The following is a 26,572-nucleotide window of genomic DNA, read 5'->3' as shown; positions in this document are numbered from 1 at the left end:
CGGAGAAACCCCATGGCTCCCCGCATTTCCTGGACGGGCGTCTTCCCGGCCGTCACCACGCAGTTCCGCGACGATCTTTCCCTCGACATCGACGCCACCGCCCGGGTGATGGACGGCCTGATCCGCGACGGCGTGTCGGGGCTCATCGTCTGCGGCTCGGTGGGCGAGAACACCTCGCTGACGCGCTCCGAAAAGGTCGCGATCATGGAGGCGGCGAAGTCGGTCGCCGCCGGGCGGGTGCCGGTCCTGTGCGGGATCGCCGAGTTCACCACCGCCTTCGCGGTCGAGACCGCGCGCGAGGCCGCGCGCGTCGGCATCGACGGCGTCATGGTGATGCCGTCCCTGGTCTACAGCGCCAAGCCGCACGAGACGGCGGCCCATTTCCGCACGGTGGCGACCGCCACAGACCTGCCGGTGATGCTCTACAACAACCCGCCGATCTACAAGAACGACGTCACGCCCGACATCCTCGTGTCGCTGGCCGACGTCGAGACCGTGGTCTGCTTCAAGGATTCGTCGGGCGACACGCGTCGCTTCATCGACACGCGCAACCAGGTCGGCGACCGCTTCGTGCTGTTTGCCGGCCTCGACGACGTGGTGGTGGAGAGCGTCGCGATGGGGGCGGTCGGCTGGGTCTCCGGGATGTCGAACGCCTTCCCGCGCGAGGGCGAGACGCTGTTTCGCCTCGCCGCCGCGGGCCGCTTCGCCGAGGCGATGCCGCTCTACGAGTGGTTCATGCCGCTCCTGCACCTCGACGCCCGGCCCGACCTCGTCCAGTGCATCAAGCTGTGCGAGCACCTGATGGGCCGCGGCAGCGCGCTCACCCGCCCGCCGCGCCTCGCCCTGACCGATCCCGAGCGGGCCGAGGTCGAGGCGATCGTCGCCAAGGCCGTCGCCACCCGGCCGGTCCTGCCGGAGGTCGGGCTGAAGGCCGCGGCGTAGGCGCGGCCGGCTCTCCCATCCCCGCCACCCTCCGGGTCAGGCGCGGGCAGCATCCGAGCGCGGGCGTGGCGCGGCCCCCGGGCCTCACGTCCCCGTCCACTCCGGCGGGCGCTTGGCCAGGAACGCCTCCATGCCCTCGCGGAAGTCGCGGCTGGTGTAGCACATCAGGATCAGGTCATCCCCCGGCCGGGCGCCTTCGGAGGCCTCGTCCTCGTTCAGGCGGCGCAGGCCCTCCTTGGTGGCTGCCAGCGTCAGGGGCGCGTGCCCGGCGAGGAGGCGCGCGAGCTCGCCGGCCCGCGCCCGCAGGGCGTCCGCGTCCGCCAGCACCTCGCCGACGAGGCCGATCGCCTTCGCCTCCTCGGCCTCCACGAGGCGGGCGGTGAAGATCATCTCCTTCACCCGGGCCGCCCCGACCAGGGCCGAGAGCCGCCGCAGGTTGCCGAGCGACAGGCAGTTGCCGAGCGTGCGCGCGATCGGGAAGCCGAAGCGGGCGTCGCGGGTGGCGATCCGGAGATCGCAGGCGGCCGCGATCGCCGCGCCGCCGCCCGTGCAGGCGCCCGCGATCGCCGCGATGGTGGGCTTGCGGCAGCGCTCCAGGCTGCCGAGCACCCGGTCCATGAAGCGCTCGTAGCCGAGCGCGTCCTCGGGCGTCGAGAAGGCGCGGAACTGCGCGATGTCGGTGCCGGCCGCGAAGGCCCGGTCGCCCGCCCCCGTGATCACGATCGCCCGCACGGCGCCGTCCGCGTCGAGGCTGCGGCTGAGCTCGAACAGGCGCTCGTACATCGGGAAGGTGAGCGCGTTGCGGGCCTGCGGCCGGTTCAGGGTGAGGTGCGCGATGCCGTCCGCATCCACCTCGCACAGCAATTCGTCCGTCGCGCTCATGGCGTCTCCCAGGGGGCGGTCACGGGCGTCACTCTGGCCCGGCCGCGTCCGCGGGCCAAGGGATGCGTGCAAGGCGACCCGTGCAAGCGCGTCACGCGATCCGCCGCGGTCGGCGCCCTTGACCCCGCGCCCTAACCGCGCGAGGCCGCTCGGCGACACGCCCCCGCCGGAGACCCGATCCGTGATGACCCAGGAGACGACCCACGGCCGGACGAATCACGACCTCGTCGCACGCCTGACGGCGCGGCTCGGACCCGCCGGCGTGCTGACGCAGGAGGGCGACATCGCCTCCTACGCGGTCGACTGGCGGCGCCTCTTCCCGGGGCGCCCGGCCTGCGTGGTGCGGCCCGCCTCCACCGCCGAGGTGGCGGACGCGGTGCGGCTCTGCCGCGAGGCCGGGGCCGCGATGGTGCCGCAGAGCGGCAATACCGGGCTCGCGGGCGGGGCCTCGCCGGACGCCTCAGGGACCCAGGTCGTGGTCTCGCTCGCGCGCATGAACGCGGTGCGGGCCGTCGATCCGGTCGGCCTCACCCTGACGGCGGAGGCGGGCTGCGTCCTCAGGACCGCCCAGGACGCCGCGGCGGCGGCCGGCCGGCTCCTGCCGGTCAGCTTCGCGGCCGAGGGCTCGGCGATGCTGGGCGGCGTCATCGCGGCCAATGCCGGCGGCCTCAACGTGGTGCGCTACGGCATGACCCGCGGCCTCGTGCTCGGGCTCGAAGTGGTGCTGGCGGACGGGACCGTGGTCGACGGCCTCAGGGCCCTGCGCAAGGACAATGCCGGCTACGACTGGAAGCAGTGGTTCATCGGCACCGAGGGCACGCTCGGGCTCGTCACGGCGGCGGTGATGCGGCTCGCCGCGCGGCCCCGGCACGTGGCGACGGCGCTCCTCGCCGTGCCCAATCCGGAGGCGGCGCTGCGGCTGTTCACCCTGGCGCAGGAGGAACTCGGCGACTGCATCCAGGCCTTCGAGCTGATCTCCGGCCTCTCGCTCGACCTCGTCGGGCGCCATTCCGCGCTGACGCGCCCGGTGGGACCGGCGCCCTGGCACGTGCTCCTGGAGGCCGCCTCCTCGCTGCCCGCCCTGCGCGAAGCCGCCGAGGGTATGCTCGCCGCCGCCTTCGAGCGCGGGGACGCCGTCGACGGGGTACTGGCGGAATCCGGCCAGCAGGCCGCGGGGCTGTGGGCGCTGCGCGAGGGCATCACCGAGGCCGAGGCCAAGGAGGGCCGCGCCGTCAAGCACGACGTCTCGGTGCCGATCACCGCGATTCCCGCCTTCCTGGAGGCCGCCGGCCGTGCGCTGGCGGAGGGGGCGCCGGGCGCGCGGGCCAACGCCTTCGGCCACATGGGCGACGGCAACATCCACTACAACGTGCTGGTCGCACCCGACCACGAGAGCGACGCGGTCAACCGGCTGGTGCACGGGGTGGTGGACCGGTTCGGCGGCAGCATCTCGGCCGAGCACGGGATCGGGCAGTACCGGGTGGCCGAACTCGTGCGGCACCGCCGTCCCGAGGAGATCGCGCTCGCGCGCCGCATCAAGGCCGCACTCGACCCCGAGGGCCTGCTCAATCCCGGCAAGGTCCTGGCCCGCTGACACGGGCTGGCCCGCTGACGCGGCTGATCCGCTGACTCTTGCTCCCGGCGTCAGTTCACCGGGGCCTCGTCGAGGCGGAACGCGAAGGTCGCGCTGTACTCGTCGCGGTCGGCGAGGTCCGGCGTCGCCGAGGGAGCGACGTCGTGGGTCACCGTGATGAGCTGCGCGCCCGCTTGGCGGATCGGCACCGTCGCGACCCCGTCCTGGTCGGTGGTGTAGTGGGGCGTCTGCCCGGCATCCATCGCGCCCTCGCCGGTCATCAGGGCGGCGCCGGCCAGGGGCGCGCCGCGAAACAGCACCCGCACGCGCAGCGCCCCCGCGGTCGGCCCGGGCACCTCCAGGGGCACGATCTCCAAGAGGTGTCCGACCACGCGCTGCCAGGGCGCCCCCGGCCCGAACGCCGCCTTGGCGAACTTCATCGACCAGCGCGCCCCCTCCGCGTCCGGCAGCACGCGGCGGCTGGTGTTGCGCCCGGTCCCGTCCTTCAGCCGCACCCAGTAGCCGCTGTCGTAGGAGGCGGCGACGAGCGTCCGGCCCGGCCGGGTGGGCAGGGCCGCGAGGAGCGCGGGCGGCACGTCGGGCGGGCTCGGCTTCAGCGCCCCGACGAGGTCCTTCGTCTCGTCCGGGGTGATCGCCGTCAGGTCGAGGAGCTTCGGCCTGAACGGCGTCAGCCGCTCGCGGGCGCGGCCGAAATTGACCCGCACCTGGGGACCCGCCTCGGGGGAACTGAGCGTCAGCCAGAGGTCGTGCGCCCCTGCCGGCCCCGCGAGCAGGCTCAGCGCCAGGACCGCCAGGGCCGCTGCGCGAACCGGCGCGGCGCAGGCCGCCGGGCGCGGGATCGACAGGCTCAGCATCGGCCGCTCGAACCTCCTGGTGGCAGACTGTGATCGTCCGGCACGTGGGGTGCGCCGCCCCAAGATCAAGCGTGGCGGGACTGGAAAGCGGCGGCGCGGGGCGGGTGGGGCGGGCCCGTCCGATGTGCGCGGGAACACATGACGGTGAGAATCGAGTCCGCCGACACAGTGTCTCAGCTTGTCGATCAGCCCAAAAAGATACCAAAATAAGTCCTGGCTGATCTGGCCGAGCCGCCGCGTCACTCTGCCCGGGGTGTATCGGCGGCCGTGGGGGTTTCACGACATGTCCCTGACGCAGAGCGAGTTCTCGGATCTCGTGGCTCGCATCTACGCCTGCGTGGCCGAGCCGCACCTGTGGCCCGACACCCTGGCGGGCATCGTGGAGGCGGCCGGATTGGCCGTCTGCGTCGCCTGCCTTGCCGGCCTGCCGGATCCGGTCTGTGCTCCGCCCCGCGCCGTGCGGGAGGGCGCGGTGGACCGCGACCTCCTGGCCGCGCTCTTCGCCGGCCTCTGCCCGCTGCAGGTCGTGGCGTGGCTCGAAGCCGGCGCAGGCCCGTTTCCCGCCGCGCGCCGGATGCCGGGTGCCGGCCATCGGGGCGGGCACCCGCACGTGCCCGAGGCCGCCCGCGCGGTGATGCGCCTGCTGCTGCCGCACGTCCGGCAGGCGCTGGAGACCGGGCAGCGCCTCGCCGAGCGGGACGGCGAGTCGCGCGGCCTCGGCGCCGCCGTCGACGCGCTCTGCGCGGGGGTGATCCTGCTCGACGGCGCCGGCCGCATCCTGCGCACCAACGCCGCCGCCGACACGATCCTGCGCGAGGGCAGCGTGCTGCGCCGCATCGCCTCCGGCGGTCTCGCGGCCCGCGATCCGGCCGCCCAGGAGGGGCTGGAGGCGGCGCTCGCCGCCTGCCGCCTCGGCGCCGCGCCGCCCGCGCCGGCCCTGCCGTTCCCGCCGAACCGGGCCGCATCGGGCCGGGGCCTCGTCGGGCGCCTCGTGCGCCTGCGCGACCCCGGGAGCGACGTCGCCGATGCGCCGGGACCCGTGGCCGCCCTGTTCGTGCAGGACCCCGACCAGCCCTGCGCGGTGCCCGGCGAGGCGCTGGTGCGGCTCTACGGCCTCACCGGAGGCGAACTGCGCGTGCTGCTCGGCCTCGTGCAGGATCTCACCCTGAACGAGATCGCGCAGGCCTACGGCATCGGCGTCGCGACGGTCCGCACGCACCTCGCCCGGCTGTTCGACAAGACCGGAACGCGCCGCCAGGCGGAGCTCCTGCGCGTCGTGATGGCCTCGGCGCCCGCGTTGCGCCCGCCGGAGGCGCCCGTCGCGCTCCGGCGCGCCGATGCCCTCCGGGTCCGGGCCTGAACCTCCTGGCCGGGGCGCTACTCTAAGTTCTTGTTTTGCCGCATTTTCTGCGACGAACCGGCATCCACTTCGTCGGAAAATGCTCTAGGCGGGTCCGGCGCGCTGGCCAGGGCGAGGGCCGTCAGCCGTTCGCGGGCCTCCCGGCCGGTCGGGCAGCCCGCGGCGAGCCACGCTTGCCGCGCCCGGGCCAGCCCGGCGCCGAGCGCCCGGCCCGGCGCGGCCCCGCGGGCCACCAGGGCGGCACCCGTCACGGGCAGGACCGGCACCGGCTCGGCGCCGGACGCGAAGGCGGCGAGCGCCCGCCCGGCCTCCGGGTCCAGCACCGGGCGCGGCTCGCCCGCGAGGATCGCCGTCGCGTCGGCCACCGCCGCGACGCCGTGCAGGGCGACGAGGCGGCGGATGTCGGCCGCGTCGAGCGGCGTCGTGCTGCCGTGCAGGGGCGCCGCCGCCGCCGCGAAGCCCGAGAGCCGCGCGTGCTCGGCCCGGGAGAGCCGCAAGGCGTCGCGCAGGCGCTCGGCGTCGGGGCCGGCGTGGACCGCCAGGGCCGCGAGCCGGCGCACCGGGTCGGGCGCCGTTTCCGTCGGGGCGAGCCGCGCGAGCCGCCCGAGATCGCCGATGCCGCCGAGGAGCCGCTGCAGCAGGCCGGTGCCGGAGAGGATCACCGCCGCCTCCGGCGCGCCCGGCGCGGTGAGCAGCTTCAGGAGCTCCATCCGCACCCGCTCGCGCGACAGGGAACTCAGGCCGTCGCGGGCCGCGATGGCGGCGGACAGCCCCGCGGGATCGATCGGCCCGCGCCCGTAGCGGGCGTGGAAGCGGAAGAAGCGCAGGACCCGCAGGTAATCCTCGCGGATGCGCTGGCCGGCCTCGCCGATGAACCGCACGCGCCCCGCCGCGAGATCGGCGAGGCCCCCGACCGTGTCGTGCACCTGCCCGTCGGGGCCGACCGAGAGCGCGTTGATGGAAAAATCGCGCCGGGCCGCGTCCTGCGCGAAGTCGCGCCCGAAGCGCACGACGGCGTGGCGTCCGTCGGTCTCGATGTCCTCGCGCAGGGTCGTGACCTCGAAGGGCTCGCCGCCCGCCACCACCGTGACGGTGCCGTGGTCGATCCCGGTCGGCACCGGCCTGAGGCCGGCCTGCGCCACCCGCTCCATCACCGCCTCGGGCCGAAGCGTCGTGGCGAGGTCGATGTCGGTGACCGCCCGCCCGAGCAGCGCGTCGCGCACCGCCCCGCCGACGAGCCGGGTTTCTTCGCCGGGCACCGCGAGGGCGTCGAGCACGCGGCGCAGGCGCGCCCGCGCCAGGAGGGCCGTCAGACCCTCCGGGGCGAGCCGCCCGGCCTCGCCGCTCACCGGAACTGCCCCGGCACCACCCGCCCGTTCTCGATGTGGGAGGGCACGTAGCCCGTGCGGTGGCGCTCGCCGAACAGCCCCGCGAACAGCAGCGAGCCGATCACCAGGACGCCGCCCGCCAGGGCGAGCCGGAGGGCGTGGTCGTTCCAGTGCACCCAGCGCAGCGGGCTGCGGCGGCGCGCGAGCAGGTAGATCGCGTAGAGCCCGAAGGGGAGCAGAAACAGCGCGACGTCGTCGAGGAGGGTGCGGATCATCGCGGTCCGGGGGCTGAGAGGCGTTCCGAGAAATTCCGCACGATGCCGGCGGTCACCCCCCAGATATAGCGATCGCCGAACGGGATCGCGTAGTAGCGCCGCTGCCGGCCCCGCCATTCCCGGCTGTGGAGCGCGTGGTTGGCGACGTCGATGAGGAAGTCGAGGGGCACCTCGAAGGCGTCCGCCACCTCGTTCGGGTTGAGCCGCAGGGAGGCCTCCGGCCCGACGAGGCCGACCACCGGCGTCACCAAGAAGCCGGTGCCCGAGAGGTAGTGGTCGAGGTAGCCGAGCGGCCGCACGAAGGCGCGGTCGAGCCCGATCTCCTCCTCGGCCTCGCGCAGGGCCGCGGCGAGCGGGGAGGGGTCGGCGGGGTCGATCTTCCCCCCCGGGAAGGCGATCTGCCCGGAATGGTCGCGCAGGTGGGCGGCGCGCTCGGTGAACAGCACCGTCACGCCCTCGGGCCGCGCCAGCACCGGGACCAGCACGGCGGCGAGCCGCGGCGGGCGGGAGAGGGCGGCGTCGAGCACGTCGGGCTCCACGTCGTGGTCGCCGCGGGGATTCGCGGTGGGATCGAGGGGGCCGGGGGGCTCGGGCCGCAGGCCCGCGGCGGCGCGGGCGAGGAACGCCGCGACGGCGGATGCGGCGCTCACGAGAGCTCGGCGGCCGGCATGATGCGGTGGAAGCGCCCGCCCGCCGCGAGGCCGAACCACGCCGTGCCGTCCTCCTCGCGCGTCTCGCACAGCTCCACGAGGTCGTAGACTAGGGCGCGGGTCACCAGCGCCCACAGGTCGTGGCGGACGTGCAGGTAGGGCTTGAAGCCCCCGTCCGGGTCGCGCGCGAAGCGCAGGGCATGGTCGGCATCCACCGGCACCACGTCGTCGACGTTGGTGCGGAAGGCGATGGCGCGATCGTCGCCCTCGCCCTCCACCGCCATCTCGACGGCGAGGAAGGGCGCGTCCTCCACCTCGATCCCGACCCGCTCCACCGGCGTGACGAGGACGGTGCGCCCGTCCGGGTCGCGCCGCAGGACCGAGGCGAACAGGCGCACCAGGGCGGGCCGCCCGATCGGGCTGCCGTTGTAGTGCCACGTGCCGTCCGCGGCGATCCGCATCGGGATCTCGCCGCAATAGGCGGGGTTCCACCGCTCCACCGGCGGCGGACCGCGGCGCTCCTTCGAGCCGAGGGCGGCCGTGAGGCGTTCGAGCGCGCCGGGCGCGGGCCTGTCCTGCGTCATCCCGGCTCACATAGGGGAGGCGCGCGGGTTTTGAACGGCGTCAGGCCGCCGCCTCGGGGCGCCGCCGCAGGATCTTCCACACCCCGGTGCCGCTCGCGGCGATCCGCTCCCCGACCCGCAGGTCGCCGCGCATGAACACCAGGGTGCCGGTGCGCTGCACCACCTGCGGCACGAGCGTGACGACGTCGCCCATGCGCACCGCGCCGATGAACTGCATCTCGAACTGCACCGTGACGCAGTTCGCCCCCTCGGCCGCCGCCATCGCGGCGACGCCGAGCGCGCGATCGGCGAAGGTCATCAGCATGCCCCCCTGCACGACGCCGATCAGGTTGGCGTGCTTGGGGGAGGCCCGGAACGCGTAGGCGGTCGGGCCGTGGCCCTCGCGTACGAGGATCGGGCCGACGAGGTCGATGAAGCCGGGATCCGTGAAGGGGTGCCAGCCGTCGGCGAGGGGATCGGAAGCGGTCATGCGGGTGGCATAGGGGGGCGAGGGCGCCGCCGCAACGCGGCCCGGCCGGACCAGCGCACGGGGCCGCGCGCCGGCCTGCGTCGTCTCGCCGACCTTGCCCGCGGGGAACAAGGGTTCCACACTCCCGGGTCTGGTGCGGATCGGGGCGGGTCCGTGCACGAGGCTGATCGGTGAGGACACCCGCATGACACACGGCAGCGCGCCGGCCACCGCGACCACCCTGGACGACGGCATCGTGGCCGCGGCCGAAGCCTGCCTGGATTCGGTCGGACGCGCCCGCGAGGCCATCCATCAGGTGATCTTCGGCCAGGAGAGCGTGGTCGACCTCGCCCTCGTGACCATCCTGGCCGGCGGCCACGGCCTGCTCGTCGGCCTTCCCGGACTCGCCAAGACGAAGCTCGTCGAGACGCTCGGCACCGTGCTCGGGCTCGACGCGCGCCGGGTGCAGTTCACCCCCGACCTGATGCCCTCCGACATCCTCGGCACCGAGATCCTCGACGAGGACCAGAACCGGCACCGCTCGTTCCGGTTCGTGCGCGGGCCGATCTTCACCCAGCTGCTGATGGCCGACGAGATCAACCGCGCGAGCCCGCGCACCCAGTCGGCCCTGCTGCAGGCGATGCAGGAGCACTTCGTCTCGGTGGCCGGCGACCGGCACGACCTGCCGCGTCCCTTCCACGTGCTCGCCACCCAGAACCCGATCGAGCAGGAGGGCACCTACCCGCTGCCCGAGGCCCAGCTCGACCGCTTCCTCCTGGAGATCGACGTCGGCTATCCCGACCGCGCCGCCGAGCGGCGCATCCTGCTCGAGACCACGGGCGCGGAGGAGCACAGGCCGCAGCCCGTGATGGCCACCGAGGCGCTGCTGGCCGCCCAGCGGCTCGTGCGGCGCCTGCCCGTGGGGGAGGGCGTGGTGGATGCGATCCTCGACCTCGTGCGCGCCGCGCGCCCCGAGGGCGGCGCCCCCGAGATCGCCGGCAAGCTCCTGTGGGGGCCCGGCCCGCGCGCGAGCCAGGCCTTGATGCTGGCCGTGCGCGCCCGCGCCCTGATCCAGGGCCGCGTCGCCCCCTCGGTGGACGACGTGGCGGCGCTCGCCGAGCCGGTGCTCAAGCACCGCATGGCGCTCACCTTCGCGGCGCGGGCGGACGGGGAGACCATCCCGGGCCTCGTCGGCCGCCTGACCGCGCGGCTCTGACCGCCGCATGGCCTCGACCCGCGTCCTCAGCCCCGGCGGACGCTCCCCCGGACGGCGGGAAACCGAGAGCGCGCTGACGCTCGCCGAGCGGATGCCGCGCCTGATCCTGGAGGCGCGCCGCGTCGCCGCCACCCTCTCGCACGGGCTGCACGGCCGCCGCCGCGCCGGCCCGGGCGAGAGCTTCTGGCAGTTCCGGCCCTTCGTGGCCGGGGAGGCGGCCAACCGCATCGACTGGCGCCGCTCGGCCCGGGACGACCGTCTCTACGTGCGCGAGCGGGAGTGGGAGGCGGCCCACAACGTCTGGCTCTGGATCGACCGCTCCGCCTCGATGGGATTTTCCTCCTCGCTGGCGCTCTGCCCGAAGGTGGAGCGCGCCCTGGTGCTCGGCCTCGCGCTGGCCGACGCCTTCGTGGAGGCGGGCGAGCGGGTGGGGCTGCTGGGCCTGTCGCGGCCCCAGGCCACCCGCGCCATCGTCGAGCGGATCGCGGAGGCCCTCGTCGCCGATGCCGCCGGGCTCGACGAGGACATGCCGCCGCGCGCGCCGGTGGCCCGGTTCGACGAGGCGGTGCTGATCGGGGACTTCCTCTCCCCCCTCGACGAGGTGCGGGCGGCGGTCGCCGGCATCGCCGCCTCGGGCTGCCGGGGCCACCTCGTGGCGATCGTCGACCCGGTGGAGGAAACCTTCCCGTTCGCGGGCGAGGCGGAACTGCACGACCTCGAAGCCGGGCTGTCGCTGCGCGTCGGCGACGCGGCGGCCTGGGGCAGCGCCTACCGGGTGCGGATCCAGGCCCATCGCGACGCGTTGGCTGAGATCGCCCGCGGCCACGGCTGGACCTTCGGCCTCCACCGCACCGACCGTCCGGCCAGCGAGGCGGCCCTGCGCCTCGTGACGCTCGTCGCCGCCCGCGCGGCGGGCTGAGGGAGGTTCTCCGGATGTTCGGCCTGCCCCTCAGCTTCGCGGCCCCGCTCGCCCTCGGCGCGCTCCTGGCGCTGCCGGCCCTATGGTATCTCCTGCGGGTCACGCCGCCGCGCCCGCGCCGCATCGATTTTCCGCCGCTGCGCATCCTCGCCGACCTCCTGCCCGAGCGCGAGACGCCGGCCCGCACGCCGCCCTGGCTGCTGATCCTGCGCCTCATGGCCGCCGCCTGCCTGATCCTGGCGGTGGCGGGTCCGGTCTGGAACCCGGCCGCCACGGCTTTGGGCGACGGGCGCACGCCCCTCCTGCTCATCCTCGACAACGGCGCCACCGCCGCGCAGGACTGGCGCGACCGGGTGCGGATCGCCACCGACGAGATCGAGGCGGCCGCCCGCGCCGGCCGGCCGGTGGCGCTCGTCGCCACCGCCACCGCCCCCGCGGGGCTCGACGCGACCGGTCCCGGGCCGGCCCTGGAGCGCCTGCGCGCCGTGCGGCCCCAGCCCCACCTCGCCGACCGCGAGGCCCACCTGCCGGCCATTGCGGCCTTTCTGGAGCGGGTGCCGGGCAGCGCCGTGGTCTGGATCAGCGACGGGGTCGGGGGCGCGGAGGCCGGGCGCTTCCCGGCGGGCCTCGCGGAGGCCGTGGCCAAGGGGGGCGCCGCGCTCACGGTCCTCAAGGGCGACCGCGCGGCGGCGCTCGCGCTCGCTGGGCCGGAGGGCAGCGGCGGGCGCATCGGCGTGCGCGTGGTGCGCGCGGAGGCGAACGGCCGCGAGGCGGGCGCCGTGCGGGCGGTCGACGCCAAGGGGCTGGCGCTCGCCGAGGGGCCCTTCGCCTTCGCGGGCGGGGCCACCGAGGCCGAGGTGGGCTTCGACCTGCCGGTGGAGATCCGCAACGCCATCGCCCGTTTCGAGATCGTGGGCGAGCGCTCGGCCGCCGCCGTGACCCTCGCGGACGAGCGGGGGCGGCGGCGCCGGGTCGGCCTCGTCTTCGGCGGCACGGCGGACCAGGCCCAGCCGCTCCTCTCGCCGGCCTACTACCTGTCGCGCGCGCTCTCGCCCTTCGCGGACGTGCAGGAGCCCCGCGGCGGCAAGGGCGTGGCGGAATCCAGCGGTCAGATGCTCGACGCCCAGGTCTCGGTGCTGGTGCTCGCCGATGTCGGCGCCCTCGATCCGGCGACGCTCGAACGGGTGAGCGGCTTCGTCGAGAAGGGCGGGCTCCTGCTGCGCTTCGCCGGCCCGCGGCTCGCGGCCGGCAGCGACGACCTCGTGCCGGTGCGCCTGCGCCGGGGCGGGCGGGTGCTCGGCGGCGCGCTGTCCTGGGACAGCCCCAAGACGCTCGCGCCCTTCGCCCCCGAGAGCCCCTTCTCCGGCCTCAAGCCCCCGGCCGATATCGGCGTGCGCCGCCAGATCCTGGCCGAACCGGACGGCGACCTCGCCCGCAAGACCTGGGCGGCGCTGGAAGATGGCACGCCGATTGTAACGGCCGCCAAGCGGGGTGAGGGGCTGCTCGTGCTGGTCCACGTCACCGCCGATACCACGTGGTCGAACTTGCCCCTCTCCGGTCTCTTCCTCGACCTGCTGCGCCGCACGGTGGCGCTCGCGGGCACCAATCCCCCGGTGGAGGGCGGCCCGCAGGCCGGGCCGCCGCCGGTGCTGGCCCCGCGCCTCGTCCTCGACGGGTTCGGGGCGTTCATCGCCCCGCCCGCCACCGCCCGCGCGGTGCCGGCCACCTACACCGACCGGGCGACGGCCGAGCACCCGCCGGGCTTCTACGGCCCGCCCGACGGCGGGCTCGCGGTCAACGCGCTGCGGCCCGACGACCGCCTGCGCCCGCTCGACTTCGCGCCCCTGGCGACGGCCCGCTTCGGCGGCCTCGAACAGGCTCGGATGCACGACCTGCGCGGCCCGCTCTTCCTCCTGGCGCTCGCCCTCCTCGCCCTCGACACGCTGGCGACCCTGTGGCTCGGCGGCTTCCTCGGCCTGATGGCGGCGCGCTGGCGCCGGCCGGCCGCGGCGGCCCTGCTCCTGCCGCTGCTCGTGCCGTTCGTCCTGGCCGGCGCGCCCGCCCCGGCCCGCGCGGCGGAGCCCGCGGCCAACCGGCCGAACGGCATCGAATCCTCCCTCGTGACCCGTCTGGCCTACGTGGTCACGGGCGACGCGACCGTCGACGAGACCAGCCGGGCGGGGCTCGCCGGCCTGACCCAGATGCTGGCGAGCCGCACCGCCCTCGAACCCGGCGAGCCGGCCGGCGTCGACCCGGCCCGCGACGAACTCGCCTTCTACCCGGTGATCTACTGGCCGATCGTCCCGGGCCGGCCGCAGCCGAGCGAGGCGGCGATACGGCGCATCGACGCGTTCATGAAGAACGGCGGCACCGTGGTGTTCGACACCCGCGACGCCATGACGGCGCGGTCGGGGGGACCGCCGACGCCGGAGGGCCTCTATCTTCAGCGGATGCTGGCGACCCTCGAAGTGCCGGAACTGGAGCCGGTGCCGCGCGACCACGTGCTGACCAAGGCCTTTTACCTCGTGGACAGCTTCCCGGGCCGCTACGCCAACGGCCAGACCTGGGTCGAGGCCCTGCCGCCCGCGGGCGACGGCGCCGAGCGCCGCCCGGCCCGGGCGGGCGACGGCGTCTCGCCGATCGTGATCACCGGCAACGATCTCGCCTCCGCCTGGGCGATGGGCCGCCGCGGCGAGGCGCTCTACCCGGTGGTCGGCGGCGACCCGCGCCAGCGCGAGATGGCCTTCCGGGGCGGGGTCAACCTCGTGATGTACGCGCTCACCGGCAACTACAAGGCGGATCAGGTGCACGTGCCGGCCCTGCTGGAGCGGCTCGGGCAATGAGGTGCGAGATCCTGTCGATCCACGAAGATGGCGCGGGCCGCACGGGAGAGGGGATCCCGCGCCTGCAAGGAGTGCGGCCGCGAGACGCTGAGGTCCTTTCATGCTGAGCCTGAGCGTCTCGCCCCTGATCCCGGTTCCGGTCCTGTGGGGCCTCGCCGCCGTGATCGTGCTGCTCGGCGTGGTGGCGTTCCTCGCCCGCGGGCCGGTGGCGCTGCTGCGCGTCCTCGTCCTCGCCCTGGTGCTGGCGGCGCTCGCCAACCCGGCGCTGGTCCAGGAGGAGCGCGAGCCGGTCAAGGACATCGCCGCCATCGTCGTCGACCGCTCGGGCTCGCAGGGCCTCGGCGACCGGCCGGCCATGACCGATCAGGTCCGGGCGGAACTGCAGCGCCGTTTCGGCAGCCTCACCGAGATCGAGCCGCGCTTCATCGAGGTGCCGGAGGCGGGCAGCGACGAAGGCACCAAGCTCTTCACCGCGCTCTCGAACGCGCTGGCCGACGTGCCGCCGGACCGGCTGGCGGGCGTCGTCATGGTGACGGACGGCGTCGTCCACGACGTTCCGGCCAACGCCGCCGCCCTCGGCTTCAAGGCGCCGTTGCACGTCCTCGTCACCGGCCGGCCCGACGAGCGCGACCGGCAGATCCGCCTGATCGAGGCGCCGCGCTTCGGCATCGTCGGGCGCGAGCAGACCATCCGCGCCGAGGTGATGGAGCGCGGCGGCACCGGCTCGGCCGTGGTGACGGTGCGCCGCGACGGCGAAGAGGTGGCCCGCCAGACCGTGCGCACCGGGCGCCCCTTCGCGCTGACCCTGCGCATCGAGCACGGCGGGCCCAACGTGGTGGAGATCGAGGCCGAGGCGCTGCCGGGCGAACTCACCACCGCCAACAACCGCGCGGTGCTGCCCATCGAGGGCATCCGCGAGAAACTGCGCGTCCTCCTCGTCTCCGGCGAGCCGCATGCGGGCGAGCGCACGTGGCGCAACCTGCTCAAGTCCGACGCCAACGTCGACCTCGTGCACTTCACCATCTTGCGCCCGCCCGAGAAGCAGGACGGCACCCCGATCTCCGAACTCTCGCTGATCGCCTTCCCGACCCGCGAGCTGTTCCAGCAAAAGATCCGCGACTTCGACCTCATCATCTTCGACCGCTACGCCAATCAGAGCGTGCTGCCGTCGAGCTACTTCGACAACATCGTGCGCTACGTGCGCGAGGGCGGGGCGCTGCTGATCGCGGCGGGACCCGAATTCGCCTCGGCGGCGAGCCTCGCGCGCACCCGGCTCGCCGCGATCCTGCCCGGCGAGCCGAACGGGCGTGTGGTCGAGCGGCCCTTCAAGGCCGCGCTCACGGGCAGCGGCCAGCGCCATCCGGTCACCCGCGACCTGCCGGGCTCGGAGGCGAACCCGCCGGCCTGGGGCGACTGGCTGCGGGTGATCGGGGCGGCGGTGCGGCCCGGCATCACCCCGATCATGGCGGGCGCCGACGCGCTGCCGCTGCTGGCCCTCTCTCGCGAGGACAAGGGCCGGGTCGCCCTGCTGCTCTCCGACCACGCCTGGCTGTGGGCGCGGGGCTACCAGGAGGGCGGGCCGCATCTCGACCTGCTGCGCCGCCTCGGCCACTGGCTGATGAAGGAGCCGGCCCTGGAGGAGGAGGCGCTGCGCGCCGCCGCCACCGGCCACGGCCGCGAGGTGCGCATCGAGCGCCAGACCATGTCCGACTCAGCCGAACCCGTCACCGTGACGGCGCCGAACGGCACGACCCGCACCCTCGCCCTGGAGCCCGAGAAGCCCGGCCTGTTCTCCACCACCTTCGAGGCGGGGGAACTCGGCCTGCACACCCTGCGCTCGGGCAGCCTCGTCACCTTCGTGAGCGTCGGCCCGGCCAACCCGCGCGAACTCGTGGACGTGTTCAGCGACACCGAGCGGCTGCGCCCGGTAGCCGAGGCCACGGGCGGCTCGGTGCGCCGCCTCGCCGAGGCCGGCGGCAGCGTGACGGTGCCGCGGCTCCAGATCGCCCGCTCGGGCCGTCTCGCCGGGGCCGAGTGGATCGGCTTCCGGCCGAGCGACAGCGCGGTGGTGCGGGGCGTCTCGGTCTATCCCCTGGCGCTCGGGCTCGTGGCCCTGGCGCTCCTGACGGCCGCGGTGCTCGCCATGTGGCTCAGCGAAGGGCGGCGCGGGCGCGCCTGACCTCTTGCCGAAGTAAGGAATTTTCCTTACTCTTCGCCAAGAGCTTACCTGTTCGCCAAGAGCAGAGCCGTGACCTGAGCAGGACCATGACCATCGAGCACGAGGCGATCAGCACGGTCACGGCCAAGGGCCAGACGACGGTGCCCAAGGCCGTCCGGCGGGCGCTGGGGGTGGAGCCCGGCGGGCGGATCGCCTTCCGGGTGACCGAGGCCGGCGTGACGCTGCACCGGGTGGACGAGGACGACGAGGACCCCGTCGTCACCCGCTTCCTGGCCGTTCTGGCCGCCGACATGCTGACACGGCCGCAGGCGCTCCGGACGCTCACGCCCGCACTGGCCGCGAGGATCCAGGACCTCGTCGATGGGGTGGAGGACGATCCGGACGCGCCGATCGGCGGCGCGGTCGATCTGTGAGCGCATGATCGTCCGCGGCTGGCACCTCGTCGGCCATCCGCTCTTCCTCGAACAGCTCGAACGGCTGACCGCCGCGGTCGAGCGGGCCCGGGCCAAGGATCCGGACGGCTACCGGACGGGAGCCAACGCCAAGCTCCTCTCGGCCTTGAATCACCTCGTCTTCGAGCGCATTCCGGCCGATCCCGCCCGACCGGAGTACCGTCAGGGCGGCACCCTCGGGCCGGAGCGGCGGCACTGGTTTCGCGCGAAGTTCGGCGGGCAGCGGTTCCGCCTGTTCTTCCGCTACAGCAGCGAGGCGCGCGTCATCATCTACGCCTGGGTGAACGACCGCGACACGCTCCGCAGCCGGGGTGCGCGCACCGACCCCTACGCGGTGTTCAGCACCATGCTGGATCGCAACACCCCGCCGGACGACTGGGAGGCACTCCTCGCCGCCTCCGTCGGCCTTGACGCTGCCGACGAGGGGTGATCTCACGCCCCCCCGACCACCGCGCCCGACACGCCGTCGAGAGCGCCCTCGCGCAGCGCGAGGGCGAGGAAGCGGGCGGGATCGACCGGTCCGGGCAGCGTCAGGCGCCCGGGCGGAAGCGGGCGGAAGCCGAACCGGGCGTAGTAGGGCGCGTCGCCGACCAACAGCACGATGCCGTGGTCCTGGGCGCGTGCGGCCTCGATCGAGGCGGTGGTCAGCGCCGCCCCGATGCCGCGGCTGCCGAAGGCCGGATCGACCGTGAGCGGACCCAGCACCAGCGCCGGGGCGCCGCCCGCCCGCGCGGGCGACACCCGCACCGAGCCGACGAGCAGCGTGCCGACGAGGGCCGTGAAGGAGAGATCGGTGAGATGGCTCACGCCCTCGCGCAGGCGATAGGCGGTGCGGGCGAAGCGGCCGGGGCCGAAGGCGCGCTCGTGCAGGCGCTCGATCGCCTCGGCGTCGCGCGCGGTCTCGGGACGGATGACAAGAGGAAGGCTGCTCACGGACGAAGCTCGCGGAATCGGGGGGACGGGGACGAGGGGCGGATCAGTCCCGCCGTCGTCGCGCTTCGCCCCGCCGCGCCGCCATCCGCCGCTCCCGTCCGGCCCTCGCCGCGAGCCGCGCTGCGGGATAGCAGCGCCGGGCACCGCGCGCAAACGCTGGATCCGGCCTCACCCGGCCCGGTCCGTGGGGGTCGGCGCATCCGGCGCCGGGCCGCGCCGCCGGAGGACGGCGCCCGCGAGGCAGCCGATCGCGTAGGGCACCAGCAGCAGGGCCGCCGTCTCGACCCACAATCCCGGCTCCCCGGGCACGACCTCGCCGGCCGCCACCGCGGCCAGGACGAGCGCGCCCGCGGCGATCAGCACGGCCGCCGCGTGGGCGGCGCGGTCGCCCGGCCAGCCGAACCACCAGCCCACCGCGAGGCCGAGCAGCAGCGCCGCCAGGGCGGCCGGCCAGAGCTGCGCGAGGAGCAGCGTCACCGGGTCCTCGACACCGCGAAGGCCACGGCCCGGCGCTCGGCCATCGTCTCGGCCGGTCCCGGCCCGACGCGCTGGGCCGGCACGCCGGCCTTGAGCAGGTAATCGACGATCACGGCGGCGCGCCGCTGGGGCAGGCCCACATCCGGCATCGCCGTCTCGGCGGGTTTTTCCTCAGTGGGCTTGTCTTGGGCCGGCTTGTCCTGAGCGGTCTTCTCGGCGGCCTTCTTCGCGTTCGCGGCCTTGCCCTTCGGCGGCGCCGGCGGAGGCGGCTTGGGGGCCGGCGGCGGGGCGGTGCCGGGCGGATCGACGTGGCCCGCCACCTCGATGCGCTCGTCCGGGCAGGAGCGGGCGAGCGCCGCGAGGTCGTCGAGCAACGGGTAAAAGTCCGGTTCGAGATCGGCGCTGCCGGGGGCGAAGCGGACCGTGCGGGCCGCGAGCCGCGCGTCGAAGCCCGTGCGGCAGGCGTCGGCGTCGAGGAGCCTGGGGGCGTCCCGGGCGGAGACCGCGACCTCGGCGCGCCAGCCGGACGGGGCGAGCCGGTCGCCCGAGGCCGAGAGGCGGCGGGCGCTCTCCGGGTAGAGACTCTCGCCCGCGATGCGCAGCACCTGATCGGTCGCCGTGACCTCGCCGGCCGCGAGCTGCCCGAGCGGGGCCGCCGCGCCCTGCAGTGCCCGCAGGAGGTCGGGCGGCGCGCCCTCGGCGAGACGGGTGCGGTCGAGGATGCGCTCCCCGAAGAAGTGCGGGCGCAGGGCGGCCAGGAGGGCCGCGCGGCTCTCAGGCGTCGGCAGGTGCCCGGTGACGGTCACGGTCTCGCCCGCCCGCCGGATGCCGACCACGTAGGGCGAGACGGGACTCGCCGTCAGGTCGACGCTGCCGCGCGTGACGCCGTCCGGCAGGCTCCCGGTGGTGAGGGCGTCCGCCTCCTGCACCGCCTGCGCGTCGATGGCCGCGCCGCGCACCGACAGGGCCGACCCCTCCAGGGTGACGCTGCCGTCGCGCACGAGGGCCAGCGCCGCGAAGGCCCGATCGGTCAGCGCCCGCGCGTCGACGCCCGCGGGCAGGCCGCGGGCGGTGCGCATGGCATCCTCGACCGGGGCGCCGTTGGCCAGCGCCCGGGCCGCGCCCAGGATCGCCGCCCGCTCGGTCTCCGAGACGGTGTGGCCGGACAGGCGGATGCGGCCGTCCGGCGCGCGCGTGGCCGCCCAGGTGAAGGGCTTCACGGTGGCGGGCTCCGGCGCGCCGTCGCCGAGCACGAAGCCGGCGGGCGGGCGCCCGAGATCGGCGCGGACCGCCTCGTAGGCGTCCACGGTCATCGCCTCGCCCTGGAGCGTGAGCGTGCGGTCTTGAAGGGTCGCGGTGGCGCCGGGGCCGAGGCGCACGACCTGGCGCAGCAGGAAGTCGGCGGCCTCGGCGAAGCCCGCGGGCGCCCCCCGGGCCGCGCGGGCATGGTCGCGCAGCGTCACGTCGCCGGGCAGGATCGCCCCGAGGCGCTCCGTCAGCGCAGAGCGGCGCATCTCGGCGGGGCGGTAGCCCAGGAGGTCGATGCGGTCGTCGTCGCGGCGCGTCGCGCTCCAGACGAAGGGGTTCTGCTCGGCCACCACGCCGACGCGGTCGATGATCCGCCGCGGGCCGGGAAGGTCGCGCAGGCGGTCGAGGGCGGCGTCGCGCTCGGCGGGCGTCGGCGCCTCGCCCAGCGCGACGAGGTCGCGCCCGCGGCGCTCGATCCGGAGCCACGGCTCACCCGCCTCGCTCGACGTGGCGGTGGCGACGGCCTCGGCCGGGCCGGTCAGGTCCTGGTCGAGATGCGGCGCGGTCCAGTGCACGGTCCCGAAGCCGAGACCGGCGAGAACCGGAAGGCCGGCGAGCCAGCCGAGCGAACGGAGCGACACGACAGCCACCTCGCGGATGCAGTCCGGCGCTGCGCCGGCCGGGTCTTCTCGGCGGCACCCCGCCGGGGGCGGCCGCGCCCGACGCATCTTCACCCGGTTTTCGGCGCGAGCAAGGCGATGCGCGTCGCTTCAAGCGACGAAGGCCGGGCCCCCGCCCGGCCGTCCGATGCCGTCCCGCCCGTCAGGGCTTGGGAAAATCCACCGGCTTGTCCGAGAGGGTCTTCAGGTAGGCCAGGATGTCGGCCCGCTCCGCCCCCGACGGGATGCCCGCGAAAGCCATGATGGTGCCCGAGACGTAGCCCTTCGGCGCGTGGATGAAGTGGTCGAGGTCGTCGTAGCTCCAGTCGCCGCCCTTGGCCTTGAGCGCGGCCGAGTAGTTGAAGCCCGCGTGGCTGCCCTTGGCGCGGCCGACGACGTCGTAGAGGTTCGGGCCGACCTTGTTCGCGCCGCCCTTGTCGAAGCTGTGGCAGGCGGCGCACTTCTTGGCGGCCGACTGGCCCTTGGTGGCGTCCGCGCTGGCGAGGCGCACCGGCAGCGGCTCCTCCTTCTGCGCCTCGGCCGGGGCGCCGCCCGCCGTCTCCTGCGCGGCCGGCAGCGCGTAGCCACGGTCTCCCGCGGGCTTCGGCTTGTAGATCAACTCGGCCAGGAACCCCGTGCCCATCGCGAGGAGCAGCGCGCCCAGCACGGCGCCGGCGATCTTGTTAAGCTCGAAGGAATCCATGTCTCGGCAGCTCCGGTGCTCGAACGAGCAGGGCCTCGTAGGCGGGTGGGGAATGCAGGACCGGCCGCAGGGCCGCGCGGTGCGAACTCGCGCGGGTGCTTAGCCGTTCTGCGATGACGTTGACAATGGTGCAGGGCCCTGTCGGTTGGTCGCAGCGCCAACCCTCTGGGGATGGCGCCGGCTCGATTTTCTCTCCGGCTGGAGTGTCCATACCGGACGGAAATGCTCTATGGAGCCCCCGGTTCAGAAAGATCCCGCAATCCCCGTTCCGTCCCATGTCCGATCCCCTGATCCTGATCCCCGCCCGGCTCGCCGCCACGCGCCTGCCCGAAAAGCCGCTCGCCGACATCCTGGGTGAGCCGATGATCGTGCATGTCTGGCGCCGGGCGATCGAATCCGGCGTGGGGCCGGTGGTGGTCTGCACCGACACCCCGGCGGTGGTGGCCGCCATCGAGGCGGCGGGCGGGCTCGCCGTGATGACCCGGCCCGACCATCCCTCCGGCTCGGACCGCCTCGCCGAGGCGCTGGCGGTGATCGACCCCGAGGGCCGCCACGACGTGGTGGTCAACGTGCAGGGGGATCTGCCGACCATCGACCCGGCGGTCATCGCCGCCGCCGTGACGCCGCTCGCCGACAAGGCGGTCGACATCGCCACGCTCTGCGCCGAGATCGTGCGGGAGGAGGAGCGCACGGAGCCGAGCGTGGTCAAGCTCGTGGGCAGCCCGATCACGCCCACCCGCCTGCGCGCCCTCTACTTCACCCGCGCCACCGCTCCCTGGGGCGAGGGGCCGCTCTACCACCACATCGGCCTCTACGCCTATCGCCGCCGCGCGCTGGAGCGCTTCGTTTCCCTGCCGCCGAGCCCGCTGGAGCAGCGCGAGAAGCTGGAGCAGCTGCGCGCGCTGGAGGCGGGCCTGCGCATCGACGCCGTCCTGGTGACCGACGTGCCGCTCGGCGTCGACACGCCCGACGACCTCGACCGCGCCCGCGCGGTCATGGCCGCGCGGCGCCTCAACTGATCCACCGGGCGAACGCCCTGGAGCAGCGCCCGATCGCGCTGCCATCGGGCGCAGCTCCAAGTCTTTGATCTCACGCATTGTCTGCGACGAACCGGTCTCCCCTTCGTCGGACAATGCTCTGAAGAGTCTTCCAATGAGCCAAGTCATCTCCTACCAGGGCGAGCCGGGCGCGAATTCGCACCTGATCTGCGCCGAAGCCTATCCGGACTGGACCCCGCTGCCCTGCGCCACCTTCGAGGATGCGTTCGCCGCGGTGGTGGACGGCTCGGCGCAGCTCGGCATGATCCCGATCGAAAATTCCATCGCGGGCCGGGTGGCGGACATCCACCACCTGCTGCCGGCCTCCGGGCTGCACATCGTCGGCGAGCAGTTCCTGCCGATCCACTTCCAGCTGATGGCGCTGCCGGGCACCGCGATCGGCGACGTCCGGACCGTGCACAGCCACGTCCACGCCCTCGGCCAGTGCCGCCGGGTGATCCGCCGCCTCGGCCTCAAGGCCGTGGTCGCGGGCGACACCGCGGGCGCGGCGCGCGAGGTCGCCCAGAGCGGCGACCAGACCCGGGCCGCCCTCTCGCCGCGGCTCGCCGCCGAGATCTACGGCCTCACGATCCTAGAGGAGGACGTGGAGGACGAGGCCCACAACACCACGCGCTTCGTGGTGCTCGCCCGCGAGGCGGCCCCTCCCCCGCCCGACAACGGCCCCACCGTGACGAGCTTCGTCTTCCGCGTGCGCAACCTGCCGGCGGCGCTCTACAAGGCGCTCGGGGGCTTCGCCACCAACGGCGTCAACATGACGAAGCTCGAGAGCTACATGGTCGAGGGTCAGTTCACCGCGACCCAGTTCTACGCCGAGGTCGACGGCCATCCCGAGGAGGCTCCGCTCCGCCGGGCGCTCGACGAACTCGCGTTCTTCTCGCGCGAGCTGCGGATCATCGGCACCTATCCGGCCCATCCTTTTCGCGAGAGCACCAAGCCCCTCGCCGAGTAGGGGCCGAGGGCTACTTCGCGCCGCGCCGCAGGTCGTCCAGGATCAGGAGCGCGCTCTTGCCGTCGAGGCGGTTGCGGTAGACCTGCAGGTTCTCGGTCACGCGCTGGACGTAGTTGCGGGTCTCCGTGAAGGGGATCCGCTCCACCCAGTCCACCGGGTCCACGCCGGGGGTGCGGGGATCGCCGTAGGCGTCGATCCACTTCTTCACGTTGCCGCCGCCCGCGTTGTAGGAGGCGAAGGCGAGGATGTAGGAGCCGCGCCAATCCTCCATCAGCTCGCCGAGATGGGCGTGGCCGAGGCGGGCGTTGTAGGCCGGGTCGCTGATGAGGCGGCCCACGTCGAAGGCGGCGCTGACGCGCCGGGCGGTGCGCTGGGCGGTGGCCGGCATCATCTGCATCAGGCCCCGCGCACCCACGCCCGACTGCGCCCGCGGATCGAACTGGCTCTCCTGCCGGGCGATGGCGAAGACCATCGCCTTCTCCACCAGCGGCACCGCCGCCGACGCCTCGTAGGCCGGGATGCCGATGGTCGGGTAGGCGTGCGGGTCGAGCGGCAGGCCGCGCTGCACCGCCACCTTGCCGAGCGCCACCAGGGCGCGCGGGTCGTTGTCCGCCACCGCGACGTCGCCGAGCGCATTCAGCTCGGCCGGATCGGTGAGGCGCTGGGCGAGGTCGATGTAGAGCGGGAGCGCCTGCTCCTTCAGCCCGGCGGCGGCGAGCAGGCGCAGCGCCCGGATCACCGTGCGGTTGTCGAAGGCCGCGCGGGCGGGGCCTTCGAGCGTGCCGGGGATGCGCAGGGCGAAGTCGCTGCGGCCGAGCTTCGCCCGGGCGAGCTGCCCGTAATAGGCGATCGGCAGGGCGGCGGCGCGCTCGTAGAAGGCCCTCGCCTCCGCCTCGCGGCCCATCGCCTCGGCGGCGCGGCCCTGCCAGTAGGCGGCGCGGGCCACCGAGATCGGCGTCTCCGCCACCTCGGCGGCGGCCGCGAAGTGCTTGGCGCCCAGCGCCGCGTCGTCGAGGAAGCGCAGGGCGATCCAGCCGGCGTGGAACTCCGCCTCGATGCGTTTTTCCACCACCCGGGCGCTGTGCCCGGCCACCACCGCGTAGGCGGTCCTGGCGTCGCCGGCATCGAGCAGCTTGCGGGCGACGATGCGGCGCTCGACCCACCATTCCTCGGGATCGACCAGCACCTCGGGGTTGCGCGGGGCGGCGAGCAGGGCCGCGGCGGCCTCCACCGGCTTGTCGAGCCGGCGCAGGAGCTGGGCGCGGGAGAACTGGAACGAGGAGTCGCCGCGCAGGCTCGGCGGCACCGCGTCGAGGGCGCTCTGCGCGTTCGAGGCCTTGGCCTCCACGGCGCGGCGGGCGCGCACCAGCGTGCCGTAGCTCTTGCCCGCGTAGGCCGCGGCCCGGCCGGCGGCCTCCCAATCCTCCTTCATCAGCGCCCGCTCCATGCGGTAGCGCTGGTCGATCTCGGTGATCACGCCCGGGAAGGCGTCGAGCACCTTGAGTTCGAGGGTGCGGCCGAAGCTCTCGTCGCGCCAGAGGTCGCGCACCAGCGAACCCGCATCCTCGTGCAGGCCCTCGGCCTTGAGCGCGAGGGCGAGGGAGAACTTGCCCGGCGCGCTGCCGGGCTTGCGCGTGGCGAAGTAGGCGCGCACCACGCCCGGGGATTTGCGCTGGCTCAGCAGCGCCTCCTCGGCGCGCCGCCGCATCATGCCGCCGACCGGCCAATCCGCGTTGTCGCGGATGAAGCCGATGATCCGCTCGAAGCCGATGCCGGCCCCGGCGCGGATCGCCACCCAGTCGAGGAGGCTGCGGATGGCGGGATCCTGGAAGCCGTCCCGGAGCCGGTCGCCCTCGTCCACCTGACCCCGGCGATAGGCCTCGATGGCGCTGCGCAGGGCCGGCGCGTCGACCTCGACCGCGGGGGTGGGGCGGCCCGGATCGGGCACGGTCGGGACCGGGGCGGGCGGCGTGACCGGCAGGTCCGGGCCGGGAAAGGGGATCGGCGCGTCGGGATCGGCCGACGCGTAGGCGGTCGCGCCCGCCGGCAGGCCTCCGGCCGAAGGCGCCTTGGAGGGGGCCTTGGCGGCGTCCGCCGGAACGGTGGCGCGCAGCGCGCCCGCGACCTCGTCGAGACCCTCTTGGCGACTCTCTTGGCGACCTTCTTGCCCGCCGTCCTGGCGGCCCTCCTGCGCGGGACTCGCCACCGCGGCGGCCGTCACGGGAGCCGGCGCCTCGGCGGCCGGGAGGGCGGGACCGGCCGCCAGAACCCCGTGGCCGCAGACCGCCACCATCGCGGTGCCGGTGGCCAGCAGGGCCAGGGCCGCGAGGCGGCGGTGCTCAGGCGAGAGCTGCATGGTCCTCGTTCCCCCGATCGAGAGCGGACACGCCATCGTGGAAGCGTCGCGTTAAGAACGCACTAACCGTAGCGGTTGCGGTTTGCGCCGCGCGGGGCGACGGCCTATGTCTCGGTCGCCGGCTGCGGGTCAGCGCGCCGGCGGCAGAAGCCCCTTCCGGGCGAGGACCAGCAGCATGACGTCGACGCAGATTTCGCAGCGCCTCCGGGGCTCGTTCACCGCCCTGGTGACGCCTTTCCGCGACGGTGCCTTCGACGAAGGCGCGTTCCGGGCCTTCGTCGCGTGGCAGGTCGAGAACGGCACTCACGGCCTCGTGCCCACCGGCACCACCGGCGAGAGCCCGACGCTGAGCCATGCCGAGCACGACCGCGTCGTCGAAGCCTGCATCGATGAGGCCGGCGGGCGGGTCCCGGTGATCGCCGGCGCCGGCTCCAACTCCACCGCCGAAGCGATCGAGCGCGCCCATCATGCCGAGAAGTCCGGGGCGGACGCTGTGCTCATCGTCACGCCCTACTACAACAAGCCGACCCAGGAAGGGCTGTACCAGCACTTCAAGGCGGTGAACGACGCGATCGGCATTCCCATCGTGATCTACAACATCCCCGGCCGCTCGGTGATCGACATGAGCGTCGAGACCATGCAGCGGCTCTACGAGTTGCCGAACATCGTCGGCGTGAAGGATGCCACCGCCAACGTGGCCCGCGTCAGCCTTCAGCGCCAAGCGATGGGAGAGGATTTCGTACAACTTTCTGGCGAAGATGCGACGGCGCTCGGGTTCATGGCGCATGGCGGCCACGGCTGCATCTCGGTGACGTCGAACGTGGCGCCCCGGCTCTGCGCCGACTTCCAGGAGGCCTGCCTCGCGGGCGAGTACCGCACCGCGCTCGCGGTCCAGGACCGCCTGATGCCGCTCCACACCCACCTGTTCGCCGAGACCAACCCGTCGCCGGCCAAGTACGCGCTCGCGCGGCTCGGCCTGATGCAGGAGGACGTGCGCCTGCCGATGGTGCCGGTGGGGGAGGGCACGCGCCGCCTCGTCGACGCGGCCCTGCGCCACGCCGGCCTCGCCAACGCCTGAGCGGCCCGCCCGAGACAGAGACAGCTCAAGCACTCAGCTCCAGACAGATAGCCCGAGTCAGACAGCCTGCATGGCCCCCAAACCCGAACCCGGCCGCCGCGTCGTCGCCGACAACCGCAAGGCCCGCTTCCACTACGAGATCACCGACACGGTGGAGGCCGGCATCGCGCTCACCGGCACGGAGGTGAAGTCCCTGCGCGGCGGCAAGGCGACGATCGGGGAGGCCTATGCCGGCCCCTCCGGCGACGAGTTCTTCCTGTTCAACGCCTACATTCCCGAATACCTCGAAGCCAACCGCTTCAACCACGAGACCAAGCGCCCGCGCCGCCTGCTGCTGCACCGCCGCCAGATCAACAAGTTCCTGGGCGCCACGCAGCGGGAGGGCTACACGGTGATTCCGCTCAAGATCTACTTCAACGACCGTGGGCGGGCGAAGGTGGAGCTGGGTCTGGGGCGGGGCAAGAAGCTCCACGACAAGCGCGAGACCGCCAAGGAGCGGGACTGGCAGCGCGACCGCGCGCGGCTCATGCGGGACAAGGGCTGAGGGCCGCGCTCTCCACTTCACGCAGCAGCGGGGGCACGCGG

The 26,572-nt window shown here is 74.3% G+C and carries 25 protein-coding genes; 13 read left to right on the top strand and 12 right to left on the bottom strand.

What is annotated here, in order from left to right; all coding sequences use genetic code 11:
* The first annotated feature begins 12 nt into the window (after nucleotides 1-12).
* Nucleotides 13-942 (top strand): dihydrodipicolinate synthase family protein, encoded by a 930-nt coding sequence (locus tag ACKUB9_RS03670; protein ID WP_407519432.1) that lies wholly within the window; start codon nucleotides 13-15, stop codon nucleotides 940-942.
* A gap of 84 nt (nucleotides 943-1,026) precedes the next feature.
* Here the strand turns inward: ACKUB9_RS03670 and ACKUB9_RS03665 are convergent, their stop codons facing one another.
* Nucleotides 1,027-1,824: an enoyl-CoA hydratase/isomerase family protein gene (locus ACKUB9_RS03665; RefSeq protein WP_407519431.1), complete on the bottom strand. Its 798-nt coding sequence runs from the start codon at nucleotides 1,822-1,824 to the stop codon at nucleotides 1,027-1,029.
* Nucleotides 1,825-2,008: 184 nt separating this feature from the next.
* Here ACKUB9_RS03665 and ACKUB9_RS03660 point away from each other — a divergent pair, with 184 nt between their 5' ends.
* Entirely contained in the window at nucleotides 2,009-3,418 is a 1,410-nt protein-coding gene (locus ACKUB9_RS03660; RefSeq protein ID WP_407519430.1) for an FAD-binding oxidoreductase, read from the top strand.
* A 50-nt stretch (nucleotides 3,419-3,468) separates the two neighbouring features.
* On the opposite strand, the gene ACKUB9_RS03655 is transcribed toward ACKUB9_RS03660, so the two are convergent.
* Entirely contained in the window at nucleotides 3,469-4,272 is an 804-nt protein-coding gene (locus ACKUB9_RS03655; protein WP_407519429.1) for a DUF4198 domain-containing protein, read from the bottom strand.
* Between the two features lie 283 nt (nucleotides 4,273-4,555).
* Here ACKUB9_RS03655 and ACKUB9_RS03650 point away from each other — a divergent pair, with 283 nt between their 5' ends.
* On the top strand, nucleotides 4,556-5,632 hold the full coding sequence (locus ACKUB9_RS03650) for a helix-turn-helix transcriptional regulator (RefSeq protein WP_407519428.1): 1,077 nt from the start codon (nucleotides 4,556-4,558) through the stop codon (nucleotides 5,630-5,632).
* Nucleotides 5,633-5,649: 17 nt separating this feature from the next.
* Here ACKUB9_RS03650 and ACKUB9_RS03645 read toward each other — a convergent pair whose 3' ends face one another.
* Genes ACKUB9_RS03645 through ACKUB9_RS03625 form a run of 5 tightly spaced genes read right to left on the bottom strand, consistent with a single transcriptional unit; the run spans nucleotide 5,650 to nucleotide 8,938 of the window.
* Entirely contained in the window at nucleotides 5,650-6,981 is a 1,332-nt protein-coding gene (locus tag ACKUB9_RS03645) for a CCA tRNA nucleotidyltransferase (protein ID WP_410825751.1), read from the bottom strand.
* Nucleotides 6,978-7,235, bottom strand: a complete 258-nt coding sequence (locus tag ACKUB9_RS03640; protein ID WP_407519426.1) for a DUF6111 family protein — start codon at nucleotides 7,233-7,235, stop codon at nucleotides 6,978-6,980. The genes ACKUB9_RS03645 and ACKUB9_RS03640 overlap by 4 nt, the downstream gene beginning before the upstream one ends.
* Nucleotides 7,232-7,885 (bottom strand): CoA pyrophosphatase, encoded by a 654-nt coding sequence (locus ACKUB9_RS03635; RefSeq protein ID WP_407519425.1) that lies wholly within the window; start codon nucleotides 7,883-7,885, stop codon nucleotides 7,232-7,234. Before ACKUB9_RS03635 ends, ACKUB9_RS03640 begins: the two co-directional genes overlap by 4 nt.
* On the bottom strand, nucleotides 7,882-8,469 hold the full coding sequence (locus ACKUB9_RS03630; protein WP_407519424.1) for a DUF1285 domain-containing protein: 588 nt from the start codon (nucleotides 8,467-8,469) through the stop codon (nucleotides 7,882-7,884). The genes ACKUB9_RS03635 and ACKUB9_RS03630 overlap by 4 nt, the downstream gene beginning before the upstream one ends.
* A 40-nt stretch (nucleotides 8,470-8,509) precedes the next feature.
* A complete protein-coding gene (locus ACKUB9_RS03625) occupies nucleotides 8,510-8,938 on the bottom strand; it encodes a PaaI family thioesterase (RefSeq protein WP_407519526.1) in 429 nt (142 codons plus the stop codon).
* Nucleotides 8,939-9,122: 184 nt separating this feature from the next.
* On the opposite strand from ACKUB9_RS03625, the gene ACKUB9_RS03620 reads away from it, so the two are divergent.
* From ACKUB9_RS03620 to ACKUB9_RS03595, 6 genes are all read left to right on the top strand, one after another.
* On the top strand, nucleotides 9,123-10,133 hold the full coding sequence (locus ACKUB9_RS03620; RefSeq protein WP_407519423.1) for an AAA family ATPase: 1,011 nt from the start codon (nucleotides 9,123-9,125) through the stop codon (nucleotides 10,131-10,133).
* 7 nt (nucleotides 10,134-10,140) lie between these two features.
* Nucleotides 10,141-11,052 carry a DUF58 domain-containing protein gene (locus ACKUB9_RS03615; RefSeq protein ID WP_407519422.1) on the top strand — a complete coding sequence of 304 codons (912 nt, stop codon included), beginning with the start codon at nucleotides 10,141-10,143 and terminating at the stop codon, nucleotides 11,050-11,052.
* A gap of 14 nt (nucleotides 11,053-11,066) precedes the next feature.
* Nucleotides 11,067-13,895, top strand: coding sequence for a DUF4159 domain-containing protein (locus tag ACKUB9_RS03610; RefSeq protein ID WP_407519421.1), 2,829 nt, complete (start codon nucleotides 11,067-11,069; stop codon nucleotides 13,893-13,895).
* A 100-nt stretch (nucleotides 13,896-13,995) separates the two neighbouring features.
* Nucleotides 13,996-16,074, top strand: coding sequence for a hypothetical protein (locus tag ACKUB9_RS03605; protein WP_407519420.1), 2,079 nt, complete (start codon nucleotides 13,996-13,998; stop codon nucleotides 16,072-16,074).
* Nucleotides 16,075-16,160: 86 nt separating this feature from the next.
* Nucleotides 16,161-16,487, top strand: a complete 327-nt coding sequence (locus tag ACKUB9_RS03600; protein WP_407519419.1) for a type II toxin-antitoxin system PrlF family antitoxin — start codon at nucleotides 16,161-16,163, stop codon at nucleotides 16,485-16,487.
* Between the two features lie 4 nt (nucleotides 16,488-16,491).
* Entirely contained in the window at nucleotides 16,492-16,956 is a 465-nt protein-coding gene (locus tag ACKUB9_RS03595) for a type II toxin-antitoxin system YhaV family toxin (protein WP_407519418.1), read from the top strand.
* 2 nt (nucleotides 16,957-16,958) lie between these two features.
* Here the strand turns inward: ACKUB9_RS03595 and ACKUB9_RS03590 are convergent, their stop codons facing one another.
* The 4 genes from ACKUB9_RS03590 to ACKUB9_RS03575 all read right to left on the bottom strand — a co-directional run bounded on the left by ACKUB9_RS03590 (nucleotide 16,959) and on the right by ACKUB9_RS03575 (nucleotide 20,546).
* Nucleotides 16,959-17,459 (bottom strand): GNAT family N-acetyltransferase, encoded by a 501-nt coding sequence (locus ACKUB9_RS03590; RefSeq protein ID WP_407519417.1) that lies wholly within the window; start codon nucleotides 17,457-17,459, stop codon nucleotides 16,959-16,961.
* Between the two features lie 168 nt (nucleotides 17,460-17,627).
* Entirely contained in the window at nucleotides 17,628-17,936 is a 309-nt protein-coding gene (locus ACKUB9_RS03585) for a hypothetical protein (RefSeq protein WP_407519416.1), read from the bottom strand.
* Nucleotides 17,933-19,825, bottom strand: a complete 1,893-nt coding sequence (locus ACKUB9_RS03580; RefSeq protein ID WP_407519415.1) for a flagellar motor protein MotB — start codon at nucleotides 19,823-19,825, stop codon at nucleotides 17,933-17,935. The genes ACKUB9_RS03585 and ACKUB9_RS03580 overlap by 4 nt, the downstream gene beginning before the upstream one ends.
* Before the next feature lie 181 nt (nucleotides 19,826-20,006).
* On the bottom strand, nucleotides 20,007-20,546 hold the full coding sequence (locus ACKUB9_RS03575; RefSeq protein WP_407519414.1) for a c-type cytochrome: 540 nt from the start codon (nucleotides 20,544-20,546) through the stop codon (nucleotides 20,007-20,009).
* Between the two features lie 275 nt (nucleotides 20,547-20,821).
* Between ACKUB9_RS03575 and ACKUB9_RS03570 the strand changes: the two genes are divergently transcribed.
* Both ACKUB9_RS03570 and ACKUB9_RS03565 read left to right on the top strand, forming a co-directional pair.
* A complete protein-coding gene (locus tag ACKUB9_RS03570) occupies nucleotides 20,822-21,565 on the top strand; it encodes a 3-deoxy-manno-octulosonate cytidylyltransferase (protein ID WP_407519413.1) in 744 nt (247 codons plus the stop codon).
* Between the two features lie 133 nt (nucleotides 21,566-21,698).
* Complete coding sequence (locus ACKUB9_RS03565) at nucleotides 21,699-22,553, top strand: prephenate dehydratase (protein WP_407519412.1); 855 nt, start codon at nucleotides 21,699-21,701, stop codon at nucleotides 22,551-22,553.
* A gap of 10 nt (nucleotides 22,554-22,563) precedes the next feature.
* Here ACKUB9_RS03565 and ACKUB9_RS03560 read toward each other — a convergent pair whose 3' ends face one another.
* Nucleotides 22,564-24,909: a lytic transglycosylase domain-containing protein gene (locus tag ACKUB9_RS03560; protein WP_407519411.1), complete on the bottom strand. Its 2,346-nt coding sequence runs from the start codon at nucleotides 24,907-24,909 to the stop codon at nucleotides 22,564-22,566.
* A 175-nt stretch (nucleotides 24,910-25,084) separates the two neighbouring features.
* Between ACKUB9_RS03560 and dapA the strand changes: the two genes are divergently transcribed.
* Nucleotides 25,085-25,987, top strand: a complete 903-nt coding sequence (dapA, locus tag ACKUB9_RS03555) for a 4-hydroxy-tetrahydrodipicolinate synthase (RefSeq protein ID WP_407519410.1) — start codon at nucleotides 25,085-25,087, stop codon at nucleotides 25,985-25,987.
* Nucleotides 25,988-26,057: 70 nt separating this feature from the next.
* On the top strand, nucleotides 26,058-26,531 hold the full coding sequence (gene smpB, locus ACKUB9_RS03550; RefSeq protein WP_407519409.1) for an SsrA-binding protein SmpB: 474 nt from the start codon (nucleotides 26,058-26,060) through the stop codon (nucleotides 26,529-26,531).
* Nucleotides 26,532-26,572 lie beyond the last annotated feature (41 nt).

This window comes from Methylobacterium oryzisoli (assembly GCF_046557895.1).
GTDB classification, from domain to species: domain Bacteria; phylum Pseudomonadota; class Alphaproteobacteria; order Rhizobiales; family Beijerinckiaceae; genus Methylobacterium; species Methylobacterium oryzisoli.
Note: the sequence above shows the minus strand (reverse complement) of the source record. Positions and strands in the feature narration are given on the sequence as shown.